Annotated in this window: 21 protein-coding genes; all 21 read left to right on the forward strand. The window is 70.6% G+C overall.

Features of this window, described 5'->3' with window-relative positions:
• The 21 genes from OG928_RS48645 to OG928_RS48745 all read left to right on the forward strand — a co-directional run bounded on the left by OG928_RS48645 (position 1) and on the right by OG928_RS48745 (position 21,145).
• A complete protein-coding gene (locus OG928_RS48645) occupies positions 1–735 on the forward strand; it encodes an SAF domain-containing protein (protein ID WP_331738735.1) in 735 nt (244 codons plus the stop codon).
• A complete protein-coding gene (locus tag OG928_RS48650) occupies positions 735–1,592 on the forward strand; it encodes a hypothetical protein (protein ID WP_331738738.1) in 858 nt (285 codons plus the stop codon). The genes OG928_RS48645 and OG928_RS48650 overlap by 1 nt, the downstream gene beginning before the upstream one ends.
• Entirely contained in the window at positions 1,589–2,968 is a 1,380-nt protein-coding gene (locus tag OG928_RS48655; protein WP_331738741.1) for an ATPase, T2SS/T4P/T4SS family, read from the forward strand. Before OG928_RS48650 ends, OG928_RS48655 begins: the two co-directional genes overlap by 4 nt.
• On the forward strand, positions 2,965–3,867 hold the full coding sequence (locus tag OG928_RS48660) for a type II secretion system F family protein (protein ID WP_331738743.1): 903 nt from the start codon (positions 2,965–2,967) through the stop codon (positions 3,865–3,867). The genes OG928_RS48655 and OG928_RS48660 overlap by 4 nt, the downstream gene beginning before the upstream one ends.
• A complete protein-coding gene (locus tag OG928_RS48665) occupies positions 3,864–4,760 on the forward strand; it encodes a type II secretion system F family protein (protein ID WP_331738746.1) in 897 nt (298 codons plus the stop codon). The genes OG928_RS48660 and OG928_RS48665 overlap by 4 nt, the downstream gene beginning before the upstream one ends.
• A gap of 71 nt (positions 4,761–4,831) precedes the next feature.
• A complete protein-coding gene (locus tag OG928_RS48670) occupies positions 4,832–5,152 on the forward strand; it encodes a hypothetical protein (protein WP_331738749.1) in 321 nt (106 codons plus the stop codon).
• A 6-nt stretch (positions 5,153–5,158) separates the two neighbouring features.
• Positions 5,159–5,656: a TadE family protein gene (locus OG928_RS48675; RefSeq protein WP_331738751.1), complete on the forward strand. Its 498-nt coding sequence runs from the start codon at positions 5,159–5,161 to the stop codon at positions 5,654–5,656.
• Positions 5,657–5,659: 3 nt separating this feature from the next.
• The gene (locus OG928_RS48680; protein ID WP_331738753.1) at positions 5,660–6,142 is read left to right on the forward strand and encodes a TadE/TadG family type IV pilus assembly protein; all 483 of its coding nucleotides are present in this window, start codon (positions 5,660–5,662) and stop codon (positions 6,140–6,142) included.
• Positions 6,139–6,627, forward strand: a complete 489-nt coding sequence (locus OG928_RS48685) for a pilus assembly protein TadG-related protein (RefSeq protein WP_331738756.1) — start codon at positions 6,139–6,141, stop codon at positions 6,625–6,627. The genes OG928_RS48680 and OG928_RS48685 overlap by 4 nt, the downstream gene beginning before the upstream one ends.
• A complete protein-coding gene (locus OG928_RS48690) occupies positions 6,624–9,830 on the forward strand; it encodes a BTAD domain-containing putative transcriptional regulator (RefSeq protein WP_331738758.1) in 3,207 nt (1,068 codons plus the stop codon). The genes OG928_RS48685 and OG928_RS48690 overlap by 4 nt, the downstream gene beginning before the upstream one ends.
• A 416-nt stretch (positions 9,831–10,246) precedes the next feature.
• Positions 10,247–10,654 carry a hypothetical protein gene (locus tag OG928_RS48695; protein WP_406292294.1) on the forward strand — a complete coding sequence of 136 codons (408 nt, stop codon included), beginning with the start codon at positions 10,247–10,249 and terminating at the stop codon, positions 10,652–10,654.
• 129 nt (positions 10,655–10,783) lie between these two features.
• Positions 10,784–11,104 (forward strand): hypothetical protein, encoded by a 321-nt coding sequence (locus OG928_RS48700; protein WP_406292296.1) that lies wholly within the window; start codon positions 10,784–10,786, stop codon positions 11,102–11,104.
• A gap of 125 nt (positions 11,105–11,229) precedes the next feature.
• Positions 11,230–11,583, forward strand: coding sequence for a hypothetical protein (locus tag OG928_RS48705; RefSeq protein ID WP_331738767.1), 354 nt, complete (start codon positions 11,230–11,232; stop codon positions 11,581–11,583).
• 184 nt (positions 11,584–11,767) lie between these two features.
• Positions 11,768–14,428: a hypothetical protein gene (locus OG928_RS48710; protein ID WP_331738769.1), complete on the forward strand. Its 2,661-nt coding sequence runs from the start codon at positions 11,768–11,770 to the stop codon at positions 14,426–14,428.
• Between the two features lie 150 nt (positions 14,429–14,578).
• Complete coding sequence (locus OG928_RS48715) at positions 14,579–15,307, forward strand: hypothetical protein (RefSeq protein WP_331738772.1); 729 nt, start codon at positions 14,579–14,581, stop codon at positions 15,305–15,307.
• 188 nt (positions 15,308–15,495) lie between these two features.
• Complete coding sequence (locus tag OG928_RS48720) at positions 15,496–16,230, forward strand: hypothetical protein (RefSeq protein ID WP_331738775.1); 735 nt, start codon at positions 15,496–15,498, stop codon at positions 16,228–16,230.
• Between the two features lie 318 nt (positions 16,231–16,548).
• A complete protein-coding gene (locus OG928_RS48725; protein WP_331738778.1) occupies positions 16,549–17,214 on the forward strand; it encodes a hypothetical protein in 666 nt (221 codons plus the stop codon).
• 88 nt (positions 17,215–17,302) lie between these two features.
• Complete coding sequence (locus tag OG928_RS48730) at positions 17,303–17,953, forward strand: hypothetical protein (protein WP_331738781.1); 651 nt, start codon at positions 17,303–17,305, stop codon at positions 17,951–17,953.
• A 117-nt stretch (positions 17,954–18,070) separates the two neighbouring features.
• Entirely contained in the window at positions 18,071–19,009 is a 939-nt protein-coding gene (locus OG928_RS48735) for a DUF317 domain-containing protein (RefSeq protein WP_331738784.1), read from the forward strand.
• Positions 19,010–19,112: 103 nt separating this feature from the next.
• Positions 19,113–20,036 (forward strand): DUF317 domain-containing protein, encoded by a 924-nt coding sequence (locus tag OG928_RS48740; RefSeq protein WP_331738787.1) that lies wholly within the window; start codon positions 19,113–19,115, stop codon positions 20,034–20,036.
• Positions 20,037–20,188: 152 nt separating this feature from the next.
• On the forward strand, positions 20,189–21,145 hold the full coding sequence (locus OG928_RS48745; RefSeq protein ID WP_331738790.1) for a hypothetical protein: 957 nt from the start codon (positions 20,189–20,191) through the stop codon (positions 21,143–21,145).
• Positions 21,146–21,148 lie beyond the last annotated feature (3 nt).

Genomic DNA, 21,148 nt, shown 5'->3' on the forward strand with positions numbered 1-21,148 from the left:
ATGCCCGATTCGGCTGCACGCACGGGCCTCAACGGCGGCCGCGCGCGGGGTTCCACCGCGCGGACGCCGTCGGGCGAGGTGCGTCGCGGCGCGGCGAAGAAGCCCCCGGCCGCGGTGGGCGAACGCCGCCGCAGGCGCGGCTGGTTGTGGGGCGGGATCGCGCTGGTCGTCGTCGCCGGCCTGGTGTTCGCGCTGTTGGCGCAGCGCCTGGGCGACCGGCACACCGTGCTCGCCCTGTCCCGGCCGGTCCCGGCCGGGCAGGTCATCGCGGACGGGGATCTGCGCCGGGTCCAGGTGGCCGAGGACGGCGGACTCGGCCTGTTCCGCGACGGCGACCGGGCGCAGGTCGTCGGCCGTGTCGCCCTGGTGCCGCTGGAGGCGGGAGCGCTGCTGCAGCGCTCGTTCCTCGGCGAAACCGAGGCGTTCCCGCCGGCGGGGCGGGCGGTGGTGTCCGTGTCGATCAAGCCGGGCGGCGCGCCGGCGCAGTTGCGCGAGGGTCAGCGTGTGGCCGTCATGGAGGCGGCGCAGCCGGCCGCGGCCGCCGGTACCGCTCCGGCTTCCGAGCCGCCGGCGGCGCGGGTGGTGGCCACCGTGGTCACCGTGGGCGGTGCCGCCGCCAACACGCAGGATTTCGCGGTGAGTCTGCTGGTGGAGATTCCGGCGTCGCGGGTGGTAACGGCGATGCGCGAGCCGCGCCTGGTGGTCTTGCCCGCGACGACCGCCGAGGTGCCGTGATGCGCCGGATGGTGGTGGTCGCCTCGGTCAAAGGCGCCCCCGGGGCCACGACGACCGCGCTCGCACTGGCCACCCAATGGCCCGACGCTGAAGGCACGGACGACTCCCGGACCCGGTCGGCCCAGTCGTCCGGGACGGGAGAGCGCGCGGCCCGCCTGCTGTTGGAGGCGGACCCCTCGGGCGGCGACGCGGCCGCGTGGCGCGGCCTGTCCGACACCCCCGGTCTCCTGGACCTGGCCGCATCGGTGCGCCACGACTCGGATTCGGGCGACCTGATCGCTCGCTGGGCCCAACCCCTCACGGAATCGGGCGCGTTGCTGGTGCCGGCTCCGGCGAGCGCGGCGCAGGCACGCGCCGGCAGCGAGCTCCTCGCCCGTGCATCGTTCGCCGCGGTGCGCGCCTCGAACGAGGCGGCCGATTCGGGCGTCCTGGTCGTCGACGTCGGCCGGCTCGGGGCGGTCGAGTCCTCGTGGGCGGGTGCGGCCGACGCCCTCGTCCTGGTCTGCCGGGGCGGGGTGGACGCGCTCGCGCACGTCGCCGCCGGGATCGAGGACCTCAAGGCCGCCGCGTCGTGGATGTGCCTGGCCGTGGTGGGCCCGTGCCCGTATCCGATGGCGGAGATCGCCCGGAACCTGGGGCTCGACCGCGTGCAACACCTGCCGTGGGACCCCGACGCGGTCGACGCGATCCGACACGGGACCCCGCTGCGCCGCCGACGCGGCCGCCGGACCCTGGGCGCGGCGATGGACGAGCTGATCCGCGAGGTGCGCCGTCATGTCGAACTCCCCATCGCCCGAACCCCCCTACCGCCCTCGGCGGTACCCCCGACCGGAGCCGAGAAGGGAACGCACCGATGAGCACCCCCGAGGACCCCGCCCACCTGCCGTGGGCGGGCTACGAGCAGACACCGGGCAGCGACGAGCAGGCGTACGCGGCCGCGCTGCGCGAGCGCATCGGTCCCCGGATGACCGCCTACGCCCAGAGCCTGGAGGACGCCGGCCGGCCCCCGCAGACGGTCGCCGAACGCGAGGAGACCGTCCGCCGGCTCCTTGCCTCCGAACTGGCCACCGACACCTCCGCGCGACTCCAGGCCGGACGGGCCCCCCTCGACGAACTCGCCGAGGCCCGGGTGACCCGTCTGGTCGTCGACGGCCTGTTCGGACTCGGAGGCTTGGAGCGACTGCTGCAGAACCCCGAGATCGAGAACATCAACTGCAACGGCTACGACCACGTGTTCGTCACCTACGCGGGCGGCCGGAAGGAGCGGGTCGAGCCGTTCGTGGGCTCGGACGAGGAGCTGGTCGAGCTGCTGCGCACGGTCGCCGCGCGCTCGGGCGCGGAGGAGCGCCGTATCGACCGCACCCAGCCGAGCCTGAACCTGCAACTCCCCGACGGTAGCCGCCTGTTCGCGCTGATGTTCCTGACGCCGCGGGTGTCGGTGTCGATCCGCCGGCACCGCTTCCCCAAGGTGACCCTCGACGTCCTGGAGGGCCTGGGGGTGTTCGACCGCGACCTGAAGGAGTTGCTGGGCGCCCTGGTGCGGGCCCGCATGAACATCCTGGTCGCGGGGGGCACCAACACCGGCAAGACGACCCTGTTGCGCGGGTTGGTGTCCGAGATCCCGCCGCACGAGCGGCTGATCACGATCGAGGACACGTTCGAGCTGGGTCTGGAACGGGACGAGAAGGCGCACCCGGACGTGGTCGCCATGCAGGCCCGTGAGGCGAACCTCGAAGGTGTCGGCGAGGTCGACCAGGCCGAACTCGTGCGCAAAGGGCTGCGGATGGCGCCGGACCGGGTGATCGTGGGCGAGATCCGCGGGTCCGAGGTCGTGCCCGCGTGCAACGCGATGTCCCAGGGCAACGACGGCTCCCTGTCGACGATCCACGCGAGCACGTCCGCCGAGGTGTTCGTCAAACTCGCCGCATACGCCGCCCAATCCCCGGAACGTCTGTCCATGGAGGCGACGAACCTCCTGGTGGCGGCCGCCGTCGACGTCGTCGTCCACGTCGGCTGGTCCACCGACAATCGGCGCGTCGTCACCTCCGTCCGCGAGATCGTCGGCGCCGACGGCCCCCAGGTCGTCTCCAACGAGGTCTACCGCCCCGGTCCGGACATGCGCGCCGTGCCCGCGACACCCGTGCGCGCGGAGACCGCGGCGCGCCTCGCCCGCGTCGGTTGGCAACCCGGAAACGGGGGCTACCCCGGCGCCGGATGGGGAGGCCACCAGTGAACGCCACGGTGCTGCTGTGCGGGCTGCTGGGCATGGCCGCAGCGGGCGGCGTCGTCCTGGCCGCGGCGGGATGGCGCGGCACCCCCGTGCGCCCGGAAGCCGACACCCACCCCACACCCACCCCCCGCTGGCTGCTCGCGATGCGCGAGATCCTGCGTCACCAACGCCTGGTGATCGGCGCCGTGGTCGCGGGCATCGTCGCCGGCGTGCTCACCGGCTGGCCCGTCGGCGGACTGCTCACCACCATCGCCGTGCTGCTGGTACCCCGGATCGTCGCCCCGGACAGCGGAGCGACCGAGCGCACCGAGCGGATCGAGGCGGTCGCGGTGTGGACCGAGATGCTCCGCGACACCCTCTCCGCCGCCGCCGGCCTCGAACAGGGCCTGCGCGCCACCGCCGCCGCGCCGCCGACCGCCCTCGCGGGGCCGGTGCGCGCCCTGGCCGGGCGGATCGACGCCGGGGAGCGACTCCCGGACGCGCTGCGGGCGTTCGCGGACGACGTCGACGATCCCACCTGCGACCTCGTCGTCACCGCGCTGGTCCTGGCCGCCGAACGCCAGGCACGCCAACTCGCCGCCCTGCTCGGCACGCTGGCCGAAGCCGCCCGCGAGCAGGTCGTCATGCGTCTCAAAATCGACGCGGAACGCGCGCGTGTGCACACCAGCGTGCGCATCGTCGTCGCCACCACCCTGACCATGGCCGCCGGCCTCGTCCTCCTCAACCGCACCTATCTCGATCCGTTCGACACCGGAACGGGACAGATCGTCCTGGCCGGCGTCGGAGGCCTGTTCGGACTGGCATTCGTCTGGATGGCGAAAATCGCCGCGATCCCCGCACCCGCCCGCCTCCTCCAGAACCCCACCACTTCCACCACGACCCGGGAGGCGATCCCCTCGTGACCTGGGCCGTACTCCTCGGCGCCCTCGCCGGTACCGGCATCCTCATGGCCCTCAAAGGCGCGTTCCCACCCCGGATCCCCCTGGCTGACGCCCTCGCCGCCTTGCACCGCCCCGCGACACCCGCGCCCATCACCGCCGCCGAGGACGAGCGCTGGTCCGCACGCGCCGGCCGCGTCCTCGTCCCCGCCCTCCTCGCCCTGGGCCTGCCCAACGCCGGCCTGCGCCGCGACCTGCAGGTGCTCGGCCGCAGTGTGGAGCGCCACCTCGCCGAGAAAGCCGCAGCCGGCGTCGCCGGCGTCATCCTCCCCCCGCTGCTCCTGACCCTGCTCACGGCCGGGGGAGTCGTCGACGGCGGCATCGTGTTCCCCATCGGGGCCGCCGTGTTCCTCGGGGCCGCCCTGTTCCTCGCCCCGGATGCCGACGTCCGGTCCAAGGCTCGGGCCCGCCGCGCCGAGATGCGCCACGCCCTCAGCGTCTTCCTGGACCTCACCGTGGTCTCCCTCGCGGGCGGCGCCGGCGTGGACCAGGCGTTGAACGACGCCGCGTCCGTCCCGCGCGGCTGGGCCGCCGGCCAACTGCGCCGCGCCCTGGCGACCGCGGCGCTGACCAGGACCGCCCCCTGGGAGCCCCTGGCCCGCCTCGGTGAGGAACTCGACGTGCGCGAACTCCAGGAACTCGCCGCGACCGTCGCCCTCGCCGGATCCGAGGGCGCGAAAGTGCGGGCCTCGCTGAACTCGAAGGCCGTCAGCATGCGCACCCGGCAGATCACCGACGCCCAGGGCGCGGCGAGCTCCGCGACCGAACGCATGACGCTGCCATTGGCGGTGCTGTTCACCGGCTTCCTGCTGTTCATCGGCTATCCCGCCGTCAGCGCGGTGACCACCGGCCTGTGAACCCCGCGGAGACACCACCCGAAACCCGTGCCGCGAACGCACGACTCGTACGCAAGAAAGGACGGCAACCGATGAAGACCCCGGACGAGAACACGACCCCGTGCGAGGACGGCACCCCCACCCGCGAGCCTGCCAAGTCCCGCACGGGGACGTCCGCCCGAGCGCTCTGGCGCCGGGTGCGCACCGAGGACGACGGCTACAGCACCGAGACGATCATCGTCACCGCGACGCTCCTGGCCATCGCGATCGCGGTGCTCCTGATCCTCCGGAACAAGATCGTCGCGAAAGCCAATTCGATCAATTTTGGGATGGACACCGTCGAGGCCGCGACCCACACCGCCGTGTCCGCAACCCACACGTTCGTCGCCCACGCGTTCGCCGCCTTTCTGTAACCGCCCATGTCCACCACGATCACGCCCCCCGGCCCCCGACCCCCGGCCCACCACCTGGGCCGCGTCCCCACGCGCCCCGAGCCCGCCCCGGGGAACCTCGGGCGCGTGCGCGCCAAGCTGCGCGACGACTCCGGCGGGGTGAGCGTCGAGCTGGCGGTGATGACGCCGCTGCTCATGCTGATCCTGCTGTTCATCGTGCAGTTCGCCGTGGCCGCGCACGCCCAACACGTCGCCCAGGCCGCCGCCTCACGCGCCCTGGCCCAGGCCCGTGCCGACGGAGGCACCGCAGCCTCGGGGCAGGCCCGGGCCGAGTCGGTCCTCGCCGCGATCGGCGGCAGCACACTCCGAGGCCCGTCGGTGCGGGTGACCCGGGACACCACCACCGTGCGGGTGGTCATCACCGGCAGCAGCGCCTCGGTCGTCCCCGGAATGCACCCCAGGGTCAAAGCCGTCGTCTCCGGCCCCGTCGACACGTTCAAGCCCGACACCGGCACGGGGAGATGACCAATGCCCTCGACCCGAGCCCGCCGCGCCCTGGAGCACGCACACCGCCGCATCGCGCACGTGAAAGAACGGCCGGACGCGGGGTCGGTCACGGCCGAACTCACCATCCTCCTGCCACTCCTGATCCTGGTCCTGTTGCTGGTGGTCGCCGCGGGACGCCTGGCGGGGAACAGGATCGAGGTCAAGGACGCCGCGCACCAGGCGGCGCGGGCCGCGTCCCTGGCCCGTGACCCGGTCACCGCTCGCAGCCGCGCGGAGAGCACCGCGCGCAGCGCACTCGACTCGGCCGGTCTGTCCTGCCGCGACCTCGGAGTGAGCGTCGACGTCTCCGCGTTCGCTCCCGGGGGCGTCGCGAGGGTCACGGTCAGGTGCACGGTCGACCTCTCCGACGTCACCGCCTCCGGCATGCCCGGCAGCCGCACCCTGGCCGCGACCGCCACCTCCGCCGTGGACACCCACCGCGGCACCACCGGGAGCTCCCGATGAACCTCCCCGCCGCATGCGCCCAAAGCCTCCGCGCACGGATGCGCCGGGCGGACCCGACCGGCGACACAGGCCGCATCACCGCGTTCGTCGCCGTCCTGATTGCCGGCCTGATGCTGTGCGCCGGCCTCGTCCTGGACGGCGGCCTCGCTCTCGCGGCGAAAACGGACGCGCTCGACGCCGCTCAGGAAGCCGCCCGAGCCGGCGCACAGGCCCTCGACCTGGCCGCCGCCCGCGGACTGGGCCCCACCGCCGTGGACCCCGCACAAGGCCGACAAGCCGCCCTGAACTCCCTCGCCGCAGCCGGGTATCGAGGGACAGCGACCGTCGCCGGGGCCCGGGTGACGGTCAACGTGACCCACAAGCAGCGCACCCAGATCCTCACCCTGGCCGGGGTCTCCGAGATCACGGTCACCGCCACGGCCACCGCCGAGGCGCAGCGCGGCGTCCTCACCAAAAACGACTCCCGCCCAGGGGGCACGCCATGACCTCGACCCGCCACTCCACCGGACCGCGCCGTGTCCTGCACGCGGCCGGCGCCGGCCTGCGCCTGCTGTTCGGCACCGCCGGCCTGGCCGTGATCACGGTGGGCATCCCGTGGCTGCTCGTCCGCTTCGTCGGCAACCCGAACCCCTGGCGCCACGACGACGGATGGGGCTCACCGAGCCAAGCCTGGGACAACCTCTCCCAACCGCTCGAGGACGACACCCTCATTCGACTCCTGGCCGTCGTCGCCTGGATCTGCTGGTGCGCGTTCGTCCTCAACATCGTCGGCGAACTCTGGTGGTACGCCCGCCGCCTGCCCGCCCTGGCCGCCGACACCGGAGCCCGCGCCGCGCACGCCGCGCACCTGGCCGAGCTGCCCGCCTACCGCATGGTCGCCGCCGTCCTGGTCGGCGGCCTGATGCTCACCATCCTGGCGATGTGGCGCACCGGCACCGCCGTCGCCGCCCCCACCGCGCCCCAGCACACACACCGTCCACCCGGAATCGCGCAGGCCGCCACCGTCGCGGACCTCCACACACCCACGTCGCCGTCGAAGGACGAACGCCCCACGGCCACGCGGGCGGTAGACGCCGGAGCCCCGATACCGCACACCGTCCACAAAGGCGACACCCTCTGGGACATCGCCCAAGCCCGCCTGGGCGACCCGCTGCGCTGGCCCGAGATCTACAAACTCAGCAAGACCCTGCCCCAACCCGACGGCGCCCGCCTGAGCGACCCGGACCACATCGAGCCCGGCTGGATCCTCCACCTGCCCGCCGACGCCACCACTCCCCACGCCCCGGCCCCGCCCGCGACCGACGAACCTCCCACCCAAGAACAACCCACGACTCCCGTTCCACCGAACAACCAAACACCACCCCCGGGCGCCGAACCCCCGACCGCCGCCCCCGAGACCACACAGCCGCCCGCCACCAGCGATCCCGCCATCCCGGCGCCACCGCCCCAAGCCCTCACACCGCCACCGGCGCCACCCACCACCGCGCCACCCACCGGCACCACCCCCGCCACCGTCCCCCCGGCACCCCAGCACGACGACACCGAATCGGGCCGGCCGGTCGGCATCGACGTGGGCACCGCCGGATTCATCGGCGTCACCCTCGCCGCGGGCATCGCGGCCGCGCTCGTCTTCGCCCGCGCCCACCGACGACGCCGACACCGCATCGACGACCCGGGCCCCCCACCCCTCGACGGAGTCGTCCGCGCGGCCCAGCACGCCCACCTGTGGACCCGCACCGCAACACGCGAACCCCCAACCCCCACAGCCGAACACAGCACCCCACACAGCCGCACAGCCGCCCCCGAGGAACCGCCACGCCGCCGCCCGACCCCGGCCGAACCCGCACCCCCAGGAACCATCACCATCGGCGCCAAGGGCCGCCGCGAGATCACCGTGTGGGAAGCCACCAACGGCGGAGGCCTCGGCCTCACCGGACCCGGCGCGACAGGCGTCGCCCGGGCCGTGGCCATGAGCGTCCTCACCGCCGCCGAACGCACCCGCCCCGCACCCGCCCCCGTGCGCCTGGTCCTCACCGCGGACGACGCCGCCGGCCTACTCCCCGGCTACGACCCCGCCACCGCCACCCGCTCGGCACCACTCCTGATCGTCGACGACCTCGACCACGCCCTCGACGAGGCCGAACGCCACATCCTCGGCCACCACCACGACCACGAGAACACCGACGACACCGACCCCGACGAACCCGAACCACGACCCACCATGATCCTGCTCACGACCGCCGACCCCACCCGACTCCCACGCCTGCGGTCCGTCGCCGCCCACGGCACCGACGGAGGCGTCGCCGTCCTCACCCTGGGCCCCTGGTCCGGCGCCACCTGCCACATCCAGGACGACGGCACCCTCACCCGATCCGAACACGCCGTCGGCCCACCCGTCAGGTTCTTCCACCTGGCCCCGGACCACCTCGCGGACCTGATCGCACTGCTCCACACAGCCCGCGGCCGCGTCAAGGTCGGCCCACTCCGCGACCCCGCCCGCCGAACCACCCGGCGCACACCACCACCCGGCCCCACCGGCATGCCCACCACGATGACCCGCACCACCCCCGGCCCCGGCCGCCGCGCCTCGGTCAGCGTCCCGGTCACCCTCCCGACCCGCCCCACCCCGACTACGCCCGAACCGGCCACCGACGCGGACGAATCCGGCGACGACTCGGAGCACCCGCAGAAAGGCGCCGACCCCGACGCCCAGCCCGTCTTCCCCACCGAGCAACCCGCGGACACCACCACCGAACCCGCCACCCCGGAGGACCTCGACGGCCCGGACCCCGTCCAGGACCGCGCCCCCGAGCCGCCCGACGCGACCGAGGAACCCCCGCCCGCCGACGAGCACGAACACACGGCGCCGGCGACCGAACCCCCGCGCCCCACAACGGACAGCGCGCCCCGCCCGGCGCTGCGCCTGCGCGTGCTCGGCCCGTTCGGCCTCGACGTCGACGGGACACCCGTACCCCTGGGACCCACCCTGAAGGAAGGCGTACGCGAATTCCTCGGACTCTTGGCCGCCCACCCCAACGGAGTACGCGTCGAGGAAATATCCGACAGCCTGAACCTGCCCACCGACCCGGAGGACACCAAACGAGAACTGGCCAACATTCGCCGATCCGCCCACCGACTACTCGGTAGAACAGGCCCGAGATCCGCCCAATTCTTCACCCGCTCCGGCGACCGATATAAATTGCACCCCCGAGAAATAACCAGCGATCTCGCGGAATTCACCACGGCCCTGCGCGACGCCGCCCACGAGACCGACCCACAAGCCCGAGCAGCGCTCCGCAGCCTCGCCTTGAAGGCCTACGGCGGCCCCTACCTGGACGGCTCGACCTACCCGTTCGCCGACGAAACACGCGAAGCGTTGGCCCACCAAGCCATCGACACCCGAGTCCGCCTGGCCGAACACCACGCCGCCGACGGCCACACCGAACAAGCCCTCGAACTCCTCCACGACGCCCTCACCGACGACCCCGCCAACGAGGAACTCGCCCAACACACCATCCGCCTCCAACTCGCCGCCGGACGCCGCGACGCCGCCACCCGCACCCTCACCGCGCTGCGCCGGGCCCTGGCCGCCATCGAGGCCGAACCCGAACCCGCCACCCTCGCCCTGCTGAGCGAACCTGCGGACGGCGCCGAGGAGCAGCACGCGCGCGAGCGTCGGGCCGGGTAGCGAGCATCCCGATCCCCTGCGCCATTGCCCCCGCCATTCGGGGGCGCATTCGGGGGTCCATTCGGGGGTCCGATTTAGATCGGACCCCCCCCTTGCGCACGTAAGCGCAGGTGAGAAGGGCTTTATGCCACCTGAAATGGCGCAGACTGGTATGGGGTTTCAAAGAAACAACCCCAATCCACCCGCCCACGCGAGCCCGACTCATCGTTGACCCGGACCTTGCCGATCTCTGCGATTGCTTTCCGCTTCCGCTGTTCCTCGCCCTGTGGACAGACCCGACACTCTCGCTGGCCCACCCCCCGGCTTCGGTAACTCCATGATCACGCCCCCGTGATCGACTTCGACCATGATCGTTTGGGTTCAAGATCGCTTCGGTTCGTGATCATCGCGGGTCGTGATCGATTCGGGTCAAGCTGGTGAGACTCGGCCAATCGGTGGAGCTCTCGGGATTGGAGGATCCGCCGGCGCACGCCTACCGCCGGCCGATGGCGGGCGTAGGGACGCAGGGGCATCGACGCGACGGGAAATGCATTCACCATTTCGATGATCAAATATGCCTTGCGGTTTGCAATGCCTCGTCCCATGGTATCGTTTTCCTGAAATTCGAAGATGAATTCACTGATATTCCGTCGGATTCGACGGGTGCAATTCCGGGATTCTCTCGTAAGATGGATACATACCAAGAAGGAACAGCGGGCAAGGGATTCGAATTCCGATCCGCATTGGTATGGCCGGCGGAACTTGCCGGTATTAAAGGTGGCGGTGCGCTAACACCGAAACCTTTTGAAGAATCGGGCGCGCTAACGCCCGGTTCTCGGCCCTAGCGCTGCTACAGACAGCGAGAGAGCGAGTCGACAATGACTCTGGCGATTCCGCGCGGAACGCGCATCCGGACGGTTGACACCGACGTCAAGCGCGTTCCCACGTTCCCGACCCACAGCGAGCGTGTGACCATGGCGCTTGCCGCACGGGAGCCGTTCAAGACGGGCGGAAGCTTCCGCGCGATCCTCGGCATGCCGGACACGTTGGGCCGGCTTCCCGAGGAATGGTGCACCTTGATCCGCAAGCAGCGGGACGAAGTTTTCTACGCGGTCATGAGCTACAAGACCCCGATCGCGTGGGTTCTGCCCGAGCGTGACCACGAGGATCGCGACCGTGTGATCATCCCGGACGTCGAGTACTCCCCCACCACACTGGGGCATCAGCGCTTGTTGCACGCGCTGTACGGGGATTTGCGCCCGGTACGGGTGTACCCGTTCCCGACGCGTCGCTGACCGCGTGCCGGTCCGGCTCCGTGACGACTCCGGAGCCGGACCGGCGCCCCTGGATCGCATTGAACAGCCGGTGCGCTAACGCCGGTTTCCCCTACGTCGCTACAGACGGCAAAGGAGCAACCCCCATGGTCGCGACCATCACGATCGAAAAGCCGATGACGCCTACCGCCGAAGCGGCACTGGATCACCTGCTTCCCCTGTGCGAGCGCTTCACCTACACGAGCCTCGACGACGGGCCGTACGACACGCACCACACCCGTTGGACCCTGCGCGAGATGACCCCCGGGCAATTGGCCACGACCTACGGCTACTTGTGCCTGCTGGAGTACTTCGAGATCGCGCCGGACCGGATCCGGGACCGCGCGCTCTACACCCTGCAACGCATGATCCGGCACGAGATCGACAGCCGGCCCGAGAGCGGCGGATTGCATCAGGTACGGCGCTTGGTGCACGAGTACTTCTCGTCCGGCACCCGATAGGCGTCGCGTCGTTCCGTCGGTTCGGTCCCGTGATGTTCCCGGGACCGAACCGACGGGCGACCAGCACCCCGAAAACCAGTGAGGCACCGACGCGTGAACGTCGGTGCCTCGGAGGGGCCGGCCCGCTAAAGCCGGCTTCCTCTGCCCTAGCGCTGCTACAGACAGCGGGAGAGCGGGTTTCATCATGGCACACACCGCGATGATCGAGTCGAACACGCAGACTTGGGAGGCGGCCGGCAGCGGCGAACCGCGCTGGATCGTGGGGATCCAGGGTTCGCGATCGGTGTTCACGGTCGACGTCTCCGATGACCACGGGTTCCGGATCATGTTCGGCCGTCGGTCGGTCATCCGTTCCGGTGACGACTTCCGGACCGCAACCGACCGTGACTCCGCCGAGATCGTGATCTCCGAATGGTTCGCCGAACACACCGCGATGCTGCGCAAGGCGCGCGCAGCGATTGTCGCGCGCACGCCCGTGAAGCTTCCGGGATACGTGAGCATGCCGCGCCGGGGCGCCAAACGACGCAGGATCCCCACGAGCAAGAAGCTGTACGAGATTGCCCCGTTCGCTCCGGGGGATCACGTGGAGTGGATCCACGAGGGGGACCGGTACACCGGTCAGGTCTGGTGCGAGGACGTGCAGGCGTACGGGCGTGACTCCGCCGTAGTGGTCCAGCACAAGAACGGCCGTCCGGTCGCGCGCGTGTTCACGGTCCCCATGAACAGGCACTCGCACCGCATCGAGGGATGCGAGGTTGTCAGCAAGGGCAACGCGAACGACGCGGAACAGCTGGGGCTGTTCGCCCCGCCGTTCCCGGACCGGGCGCCGGAAACGGTCGAGTGCCTGATTCCGGCGCAACCGACTGCCAGTGATCCGCACGTGTGCCCGTCGTTCCCGCGCGAGCGGTATTTGTTCGAGGGCGTTCGGACCGGTGTCGAGTGCGTCACGTTCGACGTGTACGAGCGTCCGAAGAAGGACGCGCGTCCGGTCATGGGTGTCTACCCCAAGGGTGCCCGGGTGTTCCGGGTCGAGTCGGTCCGGGGCGGTATCTGGCAGGCATGGGACCCGAGCGAGGACGACCCGCGCGTGGCGTCCGGCGGGACGCGCGAGATTGCCGCGTGGGAGTACCTGCGCACCGTCGCAGCCGTGACGTCGACGCGTCGCGACAACAACACGATCTTGGTCACGGTGACCATCGCGCAGGAGGAATTCCCCTACGAAGTTTCGGTGCTCTCGGGTGCTCCCGACAACCGGCTCGTGATCCACGCGGGCAAGGGCTCATGGGGTAGCGAAGCCGCTGTGATCGCTCGCACGGGAGACATGATCGAAGGCCAGGCGCTCGCCGTTCGTCACGCGCAGGGTCGACTGCCCGTGCTCGGTGCCGGCAGTACGCCGGATGACTACAACGTGGAAACCGACTGGAAGCGCGACGAATGGTCCGTGACGCACGTAGACGGTGCGTTCGTGGGAGTCGCGTCGACTTGGCGTGAGGGCAACGCGCTTGCCGCCGCGCACGCGGAACGCGCCGCTGTCGTACGCGACTTCGTGGCCGGCCGCGACTGGACCTTCCCGAAGCGACCCACGCCGGTGGACTGCGACCACACCGCAGCGTGGGTCAAGGTCGACGCGCGGGACGCGAAAGGCTCCGTGACCCTGGACTGCGGTTGCGGGCACGGCACCGTGACGCGGGAAACCGAACTGTACGGCGCGCTCTACCGCTCTTCGCCCGTCGTGACCGGGGCGGACGTGCCGGCCGATTTCGTGCGGGACGTCGCGGCCGGCGCCGGCTACGACTTCGCCAGCGAATGGAGCGTGTACGGCGACGCGTTGTACAGGTCCGTGATGAAGGCTGCGCAGGCAACGGAGGGCACGCGGGTCGAGCGTCGCATCGACCATCCCGAAATGACCGAAGGCATGGGGTCCCGGAATATCGTCCAGCGGGGCACGGTCGTGGCCTGCGATCGGACCGGCCGCGACGGGGACGTTCTGACCGTTCTGTGGGACGGCGATTGGGGCCGCCTCCCGTGCTTCGCCCGTGACGTCAGGGTCGTCGACCCGTGCGACGTGGCACGTGAGCGCGAGGCGCACGTCTTCGCTGTCGGAGACAAGGTCATCAAGGACACCGGAGGGTTGGTGACCGGTGACGAACGGGTGGGTGTCGTTCTCGAAGGGCAGGTCACGTCCGCGCACGGAGGGCGGTACCAGCCGGAAACCTTTGTGCGAGTCTGGTGGTCGGACGGTTTCGACGACGGCCCCATGTGGCAGCCGACCGGGGCTTTCCTGGCCGTCCCGGACAGCCCGCCCACGCCGGCTGACGAGTCGCCGGACACGGACCCGGAGAACCCTCCGGCGGATGCGTCGGCCGATGACAACCCTTCGGACACGCCGGCACGGCAGGTGTCCGCCGATGCGATCGTGCATCCCCCGATGACGCGCGCATGCTCGGGATTCCCGCGCGCGACCGGAGCAATGCTCGGCACGCACCAAGTGGCGCTGGAGATCGCGCGGGCCCTCCACGCGCGCGGCCGTCGTCTCCTGGGAGCGCGGTACGAGGAATACGGGTTCCTCCCCACGCTCCAGCCGGAAAACGGCTGGTGGGTCGAGTACGGCATCCAGGGCGCGGACGACGCGGAACACGTGGTGCGCGTGACGAGGCAGTTCTACAACGGGCGCGTCCACTCGTGGGACGACTGCCACGGCTGGTGGCGCATCACCATCGACGGCCGGCCCATCACCAGGACCGACGCACAGGGCAGGCGTGTCCGGGTGGAGTTGCCCCGCATCCCCTCACGGCAGGACATCGCCTACGCGATCCATGCCGCACTGCCCGGACAGAGCCTCTAGCGACACGGCGTCCGGCGCCGCGCGGTCGGGAGCCTCACCGCTCCCGACCGCGCCCCGGACCGCAACCCCGGTCACCCTTCGCGGGTCCTCGAACCCCTCATCGCCCGAATCCGCCGCGTCCGCGCGGTGCACTCCACAGGAGCGTTCCTCATGACGGAGAAGCTTTCCATCCCGCCGGCCGACAACGACGACAATTGGATCCCGCGCGGCCCCGGGGCCTGGCTCGTCGTCCCGGTCGGGGCGTTGCGGCCGGTCGTATGCACGGTGACCGAGCCGGCGCCCACCGGCTCGGACCGGTGGCGCGTCCTTCACGGAGCACACGCCACGATCGAGGATTCGGCCGAGTATTACGAGGCGACCGACCGCGCGGACGTCCGCGCGCTCATCGCCCGATGGGTCGAGGAAAGCAGGGCCACGACCGTCTACCACTGGGACGCGCAGGACGGTATCCGTCGGTTGGAGTGCGCGACCACGGTCGACGACTGGGACCGTTGCTTCCCCCGCTTCTACGTGCGCCACCAGACGACCGGTTTCGGCCGCTCGATCGTGCTGACCACGCGCCCGGTGGCCGAACGGGCAATCGCCGAACAGCAGGCGGCGATCATCCTGGGCCAGAGCCACCGGCACGACCGGATGTGGGTCGAGGTCAAGGACATGGGACGCGCCCCATCCCCGAACCTGGCCGAGGGCACCCGTTTCTACTCGGTGGCGGGACGCGCGGGGGTCATCACGATTCGCCACCGAGACTCTGCGGTCGTGTCGTGGCTGGACGGTCCGCAAAGGGGTGACAGCTACCCGTCGGGCTATCCGCTGGACCTCATGCGCACCACGCAGCCCGCGCCGTTCCATCCCCACTTCGGCCAGAGCCGTCTGCGGTAGGCATCCGGTCCGGCGCGGCGACAGGGAGCGTGCTCCTGGCCGTGTCGCCCGAACGACGTTGCCGAACCGGTCCGGCGTCGGAACCGTGCACCGACGCCGGACCCGTCCTCCGGCGCGCCCATGACGCATCGCATCGCCCACGCCGAGCCGCTGCCTTCCCCGCGGCACACATCACAGGAGCGTTCGCCATGACGGGAAAGACTCTCCCCACTCCGCCGGCCGCCAACGACGATCAGCGGTGGACTTCGCACCGTCCGGGAATCTGGATCGTCGTCCCGCGTAGGGCGCTACAGCTGATCTCGTTCACCGTGCAGGAGCCGCCCGGGTCGGGCCCGTGGCGCATCCTGCCCGGCGCACACGAAGCGGTCGCGGACTCGGCGGAGTATCACGAGGCGACCGACCGCGCTCACGCTCGCGCTCTCATCGCCCAGTGGGCGGAGGAGAACAGGGCCACGACCGTCTACCACTGGGACAGGATGGGACGCGATACTCGTCTGGAGTGCGCGACCACGGTCGACGACTGGGACCGACGTTTCCCGCGCTTCTACGTGGGTTACGTCGGGCACCTGATCTGCACCCAGCGTTGTTCAACGCCCCAGTACACGGCCAACGTTGCCGAGCGCGCCATCGCCGAACAGCAGGCGGCAATCCTGTTGGCAGAACACCCCGGTGAAGGCATGTCCGCCGAGGTCATGGACGAGGGGCCGGCCCCGTTCCCGCATCTGGTGGAACACACCCGTATCTACTCGTCCCGGGGGCGCGAGGGGGTCATCACGATGCGCTTCCGCGACCGTGCGGTGGTGTCGTGGACGGACGGGTGGCAGCCGGACGACCCCTACCCGTCCACGTATCCGCTCGATCTCATGCGTGATACGCCACCGAAGCCGTTCTATCCCCACCTCGGCCAGAGCAGCCTGCGGTAGGCCGTCCGGGACGCGCAGGAGCCGGCGGCGCGAGCCGGCTCCTGCGGACCGCAGGCGAGCGTAACGGGCGAACGAGTACCGACGAAACCGATTCAATCCCTTGTGTAAAAACAAGAGATTAAGTATTCTGGGGTCAGTGGAAATCCCTTGGCTCCCAAGGGATTTCGCCCCACGCATCCGCGAACCAAAACCCCGCCAAGCGGGGCTCCGTCCGACGCCGAACCCGCAGGACCGCGCGTTCCGAGACGTCGAATCCTCCCGCGCCGCACCGTCACCGCCGTGCCCCGCGTCGCATCGACCCGATCAAGGGAGATCACCATGTCTGCTCGCACCGTCCCGCGCTCCTTCCGCCTCTCCGATGACCTCGATGCGGCGGCGGAGAAGTTCGTCAACCTGCTGGGCGACGTCGACATGAAGTGGATCCGGAGGGATCGCCAGCACGAGATCGCCTTGACGTCCGTCGACGACGTCACGCGTCCGAATCGCATGGCTGAGGTGTTCGAGACCCTCGAAGCCGCCGGGTGGACATTCGACGCCCTCGGCATCGGCGAAGCCACGATGAGCTCGCCGGACGACCTGACGCACCTTTCCGTCTCCATGCGAATCATGCCCTCGGACAGCCGCGCACGCTGGGGCCTCACCCTGACCCCCGCTCCGTACACGCAGGTCATCACGTCCTTCCGGAACCTCGGCTTCGTCATCCGACTGGAGCAGCACCACGAGGGGGTCGGACGTCTCCTGCGGGTGGAGAACGGCTCCCGCACGGTCTACGTCGGCACCGACGGCACGGAGACCGGAGCCCTGCCGGAGTCCCCCGCCGACGTCCACAGGTGGCGCGCGGTCGGGATGACCGACACGGACAAGGACACCGACGCTCCCTGGATCCACAGCGGAGGCAGCCTCTCCGGCTGGTCGCGCTTCGTCGACGAGATCGCCCACTGGCTGACCGCGACCACAGAGGGCCGACAGCCCCGCCGCCGCTGACCGCCACCGGTTCGGCCCCGACCCGTTCCGGGGCCGAACCGACCCCCGCGCCACCCAGCCCCCGGCACCCCTGCAACGGAGGTACGTCATGACCCCCACCACATCCCTCGAACCCGCGTTCGTCGAGGTCAACAGGCCCCACCTCGTTCTGACCCACACCGGCATCGAACTCTCCTTCGAAACCGTCGAGACAACGCTCGGCGGGACCGCGCGCATGGCGGACGGCGAGATCTTCGTACGGGTCGCCGAGCACGCGCCGGCCCCCGACGGTCTGTGGGCCACCTGGACCGTGCTCGTCTACGAAGCCGCCGACGACATGCTCCGCGCGGACGGCGACACGCGAGTCAAGGTCGGCGACAACCCGCCGCCGGAACTGCTGCGCCGTCTCGCCGTGTCCATGGCCGGTTTCCTGACCTCGTGCAAGTCCGACGCCACGGACGAGGAACCGAGGTCCGAGAAGGAACTCGCCGAGGTGATGGTCACGGCGCTGCGCGGCGTGGGACTGGACGCCGAGGTGATCCCCACCGGCGGGAACTGTTGGGCCGCGCGCGTCGACCCGCAGGCCCTGGGTCTGCCCGAAGGGGGTGAAGTCATCCTCACCAACCCGTTCGGCGAGGGCTGGTCCTGGACTTCGTCGCTGCACTGCGAGCCGGTTGGACAGGGGCACTGGCCCGGCGAAGTGAAGGCCGGGGAGGTTGCCCGCCGTCTGCGCACGGGGGACCTCGGCGTCATGGACTGACCCCCCTCGCCGACGACTCCCCAGCGCACGAAAGGTGTCCCGGGCCGGCAGACCGGCCCGGGACATCGGACCCGCAACCGACATCGGCTGTTCCGGCCGAGACGAGGAGAAACGTCCGTGAACTACCACAACCCGATCGACGACATCCCGTTCGAGGACCCGGACGACATCCCGGTACCGCTGGGCCGTGCCGGACAGGGCTGGGAGCTGCACGACCGTGTCTGGAACCTCCTCACCGGCTGGACGGACGTAGAGGGGACGGAGACGACCGGATTCCGCAGCACGTCACCCGATGGCCTCCTGACCCTGTGTTCCCTCCCGGACGGCGACCCCGACGGTGATGGCGACACGCTGTGGAGGATCACCTCCGACCTCGACCCGGGACGCCGGTTGTGGACGATCTCGTTCGGCCGGATGGTCCCCACCGAATTGCTGTCCTACGTCGTCGACGCCGTGGCGAACAAGTGGCGCGGGGGAATCGGCCGGTCCCTCGAATACCTGGAGGAATACGACCTGCCGACCGACCCCATCGACCCGGGGCCGGACCCGTACGTCACCCTTCCCCGGCCGCCCCACATCGGGCTCACGCTCAACCAGTTCCACCACCCGCAGGCACGCGTGCTCACCGACAACACCACGGGTGTCTACCGCCGCTTCACCGTGTTCGGGATGGTCGAGGCCGACGGCACCAAACGGGCGCTCAGCGCGGCCGAGGGCGAGACGCTCGACGTCCACCACGGCGAATTCGACGACGACACGATCGCGTTCGCCACGCCTACGTGGGCATGCAACCCCCGGCAGGCCCTGCGCCTGGTCGCCGGAACGGAACCCGTCACCGGACCCGAGCGCCCGTGGAGGGTCATCGGAATCCACTCCGCCGCCGGCGGATTCCGCGCCGAGGCCGTCATGTCCAACGACATCGGGCCGACGGTCCTCCAGTTCCACGGCCACGCCTCCTACGACCTGCACTGCGACGTCGTCACCGCGACCTGCCCCGCACGCGCCGTACAGATCGCCACGGACGCGTTCGACGCCACCCACGCGGGCGACGACTGAACATCCCGACGCGGCAACGGCTCGATCGGCGACCAACGATCGAGCCGGGCCCCACGGTCCGGCACGACGCAACCCATCGCCCCCTCTCACCCTGGAGATCACCATGACCCGCCAACGCCTCCCGCACATCCCCGTCCCGGTACACCCGGCCGGCGCCGGCGAACAGACCCCCGAAAACCTCCTCGGCATACTCGGCTGGCCCATCACCACCGACACCGCCGACGAACTCGTCGCCACGTCGCCCAACGGCAAGGTGTCGGTGACGTACCTGTCGACCTGCGACCGCTCCGACAGCGAAGGCGTGCTGTGGCGGATCACCGCAGATCTCGACCCGGGACGTTCGCTGTGGAAGGTGGAGTTCGGCCCGCAGGCCGCCGGTGAATTGGTCGCCCACTTCTTCGACGCGCTCGCCAACGGATACAAGGACGACGTCGACCGCCGGCGCGCCTACCTGGAGGCGAACGGCCTGCCGACCCGCCCCGTCGACCTGCCGGCCGCGTTCGCCGGCCACGTCGGCAGGTCCTGGCGCCGCGAGCCCAGCCGAGGGGAGATCGACTTTCTACAGGACGACCGAGGGCCGGTGCGCGTCGACCGTCGGGACACCCGCGCCTACTACCTCAAGTACACCGTGTTCGCCCTGCGTTGCCCCGACGGCATCGTGGTGGCGATCGGCGCCGTCGAGGGCGAAGCGGACGGCCCCGAACTCCACATCCCCGACGACGGATTCACCCCCATGGTCGTCGAGGTCTGGGCCGTCGACGCACACGAGGCCATGGCCATCGTCCAGGCCGCTGACCAGCCCGAGTCCCCCACCCGCCTCTGGAGGGTCATCGGCGTCGAGAACGACAACTGCGACTTCCACCCCCTCGTGGTGATCGAAGGCGACGACACGATCGACGCCGACTACACCGAGATGGCCGGGATCGAAGTCGACACCTGGCCGTACAGCGATGTCGCCGAGGCGACGTCGCCCACCCAAGCTGTCGCATCCGTCGTCGAAACCTTCAACGCCTCCCTACGCGACTGATCCGCGCACTCCCCTCGGGCCGAAGGCGTGTCGGCCCGAGGGGCCCGGACGGAACCCCCACGCTCGCCCGCGCGAGTGACCCGACGGCGCGGAGCCGGGCAACCGGCCCCGCGCGCCCACGCATCGACCCCACGACCACCGGGAGCCACGCGATGACCGACACCACCCCCACCCCCACCCCCGGCACGCAAACCATCCTGAAGCGGTTCGGAGCCACCCCCCAGGAACTCGCCGACCACTTCCGCCACGTCCGCGGTGCGACCGGCGAACTCGTGACGCTGACGCGCAACGCGGCCAACGCGGCCGACCACGCCGCGCGCATGCTGCTCGCGGCGGTGGACGGGCACGCCGACGTCCTCCGGTACTGGGCCGACTGCATCCACGCCGGGCGCGGCAACCCGCCGCACACGTACGAGACCAGCGCCTCGACCCTGAGCCGCGCGAACCGGGAGCACACGCAGGCGCTGTGGGAACTCGACCGCGCCGTCACCGCCCTCGACGCGGCATTCCGAGCCGACCTCACCTGGTCCCCGCCGACGAACCTGCCCCGACTCCTCGCAGCGGCCGGCGCGCTCCTCGAGGGCCCGAACGCGACCTTCCCGGCGGGACCGATCGACCTGCCCACCGGCAGGATCACGCTCCCCGAAACCCTCACGGCATACACCCGGGACGGAGAGCTCGTCCTTCGGCGAGACGGACGAGACATCCTCGAGGCCCGCACCCAATGCTCCGACGATCCTCTCGCCCAAGCCACCGTCCTGTACGCCGCACTGCGGACCTACGCGCCCACCCCCGTCGACGCCCACCCCGCAGCCGTCGCCGAACAGACCCTTCCCATCGCCGCCGAGTTGCTCGGCGAACGAACGACGGGCACGTTCACCATGGACGCCGCACCGGCGGAGCGATACCCGTACGTGCGTGACGAGGAGCACCTGCATTTCATCTCGATCACGCCGGGAGAGTTCAGCGTCTACAGGCTCCTCGACGACGAGGACGAACTCGGTGACTCGATCACCGAGATATTGATCCCCCGCGGGGCGCCGTGCTTCTGGAGTCCCGAACGGCTGGCCGATTTGCTGGTCCAGGTGTTCACCGCCACCTTCACCTGACTC

The sequence above is a fragment of the Embleya sp. NBC_00896 genome, assembly GCF_045207785.1.
GTDB lineage: Bacteria > Actinomycetota > Actinomycetes > Streptomycetales > Streptomycetaceae > Embleya.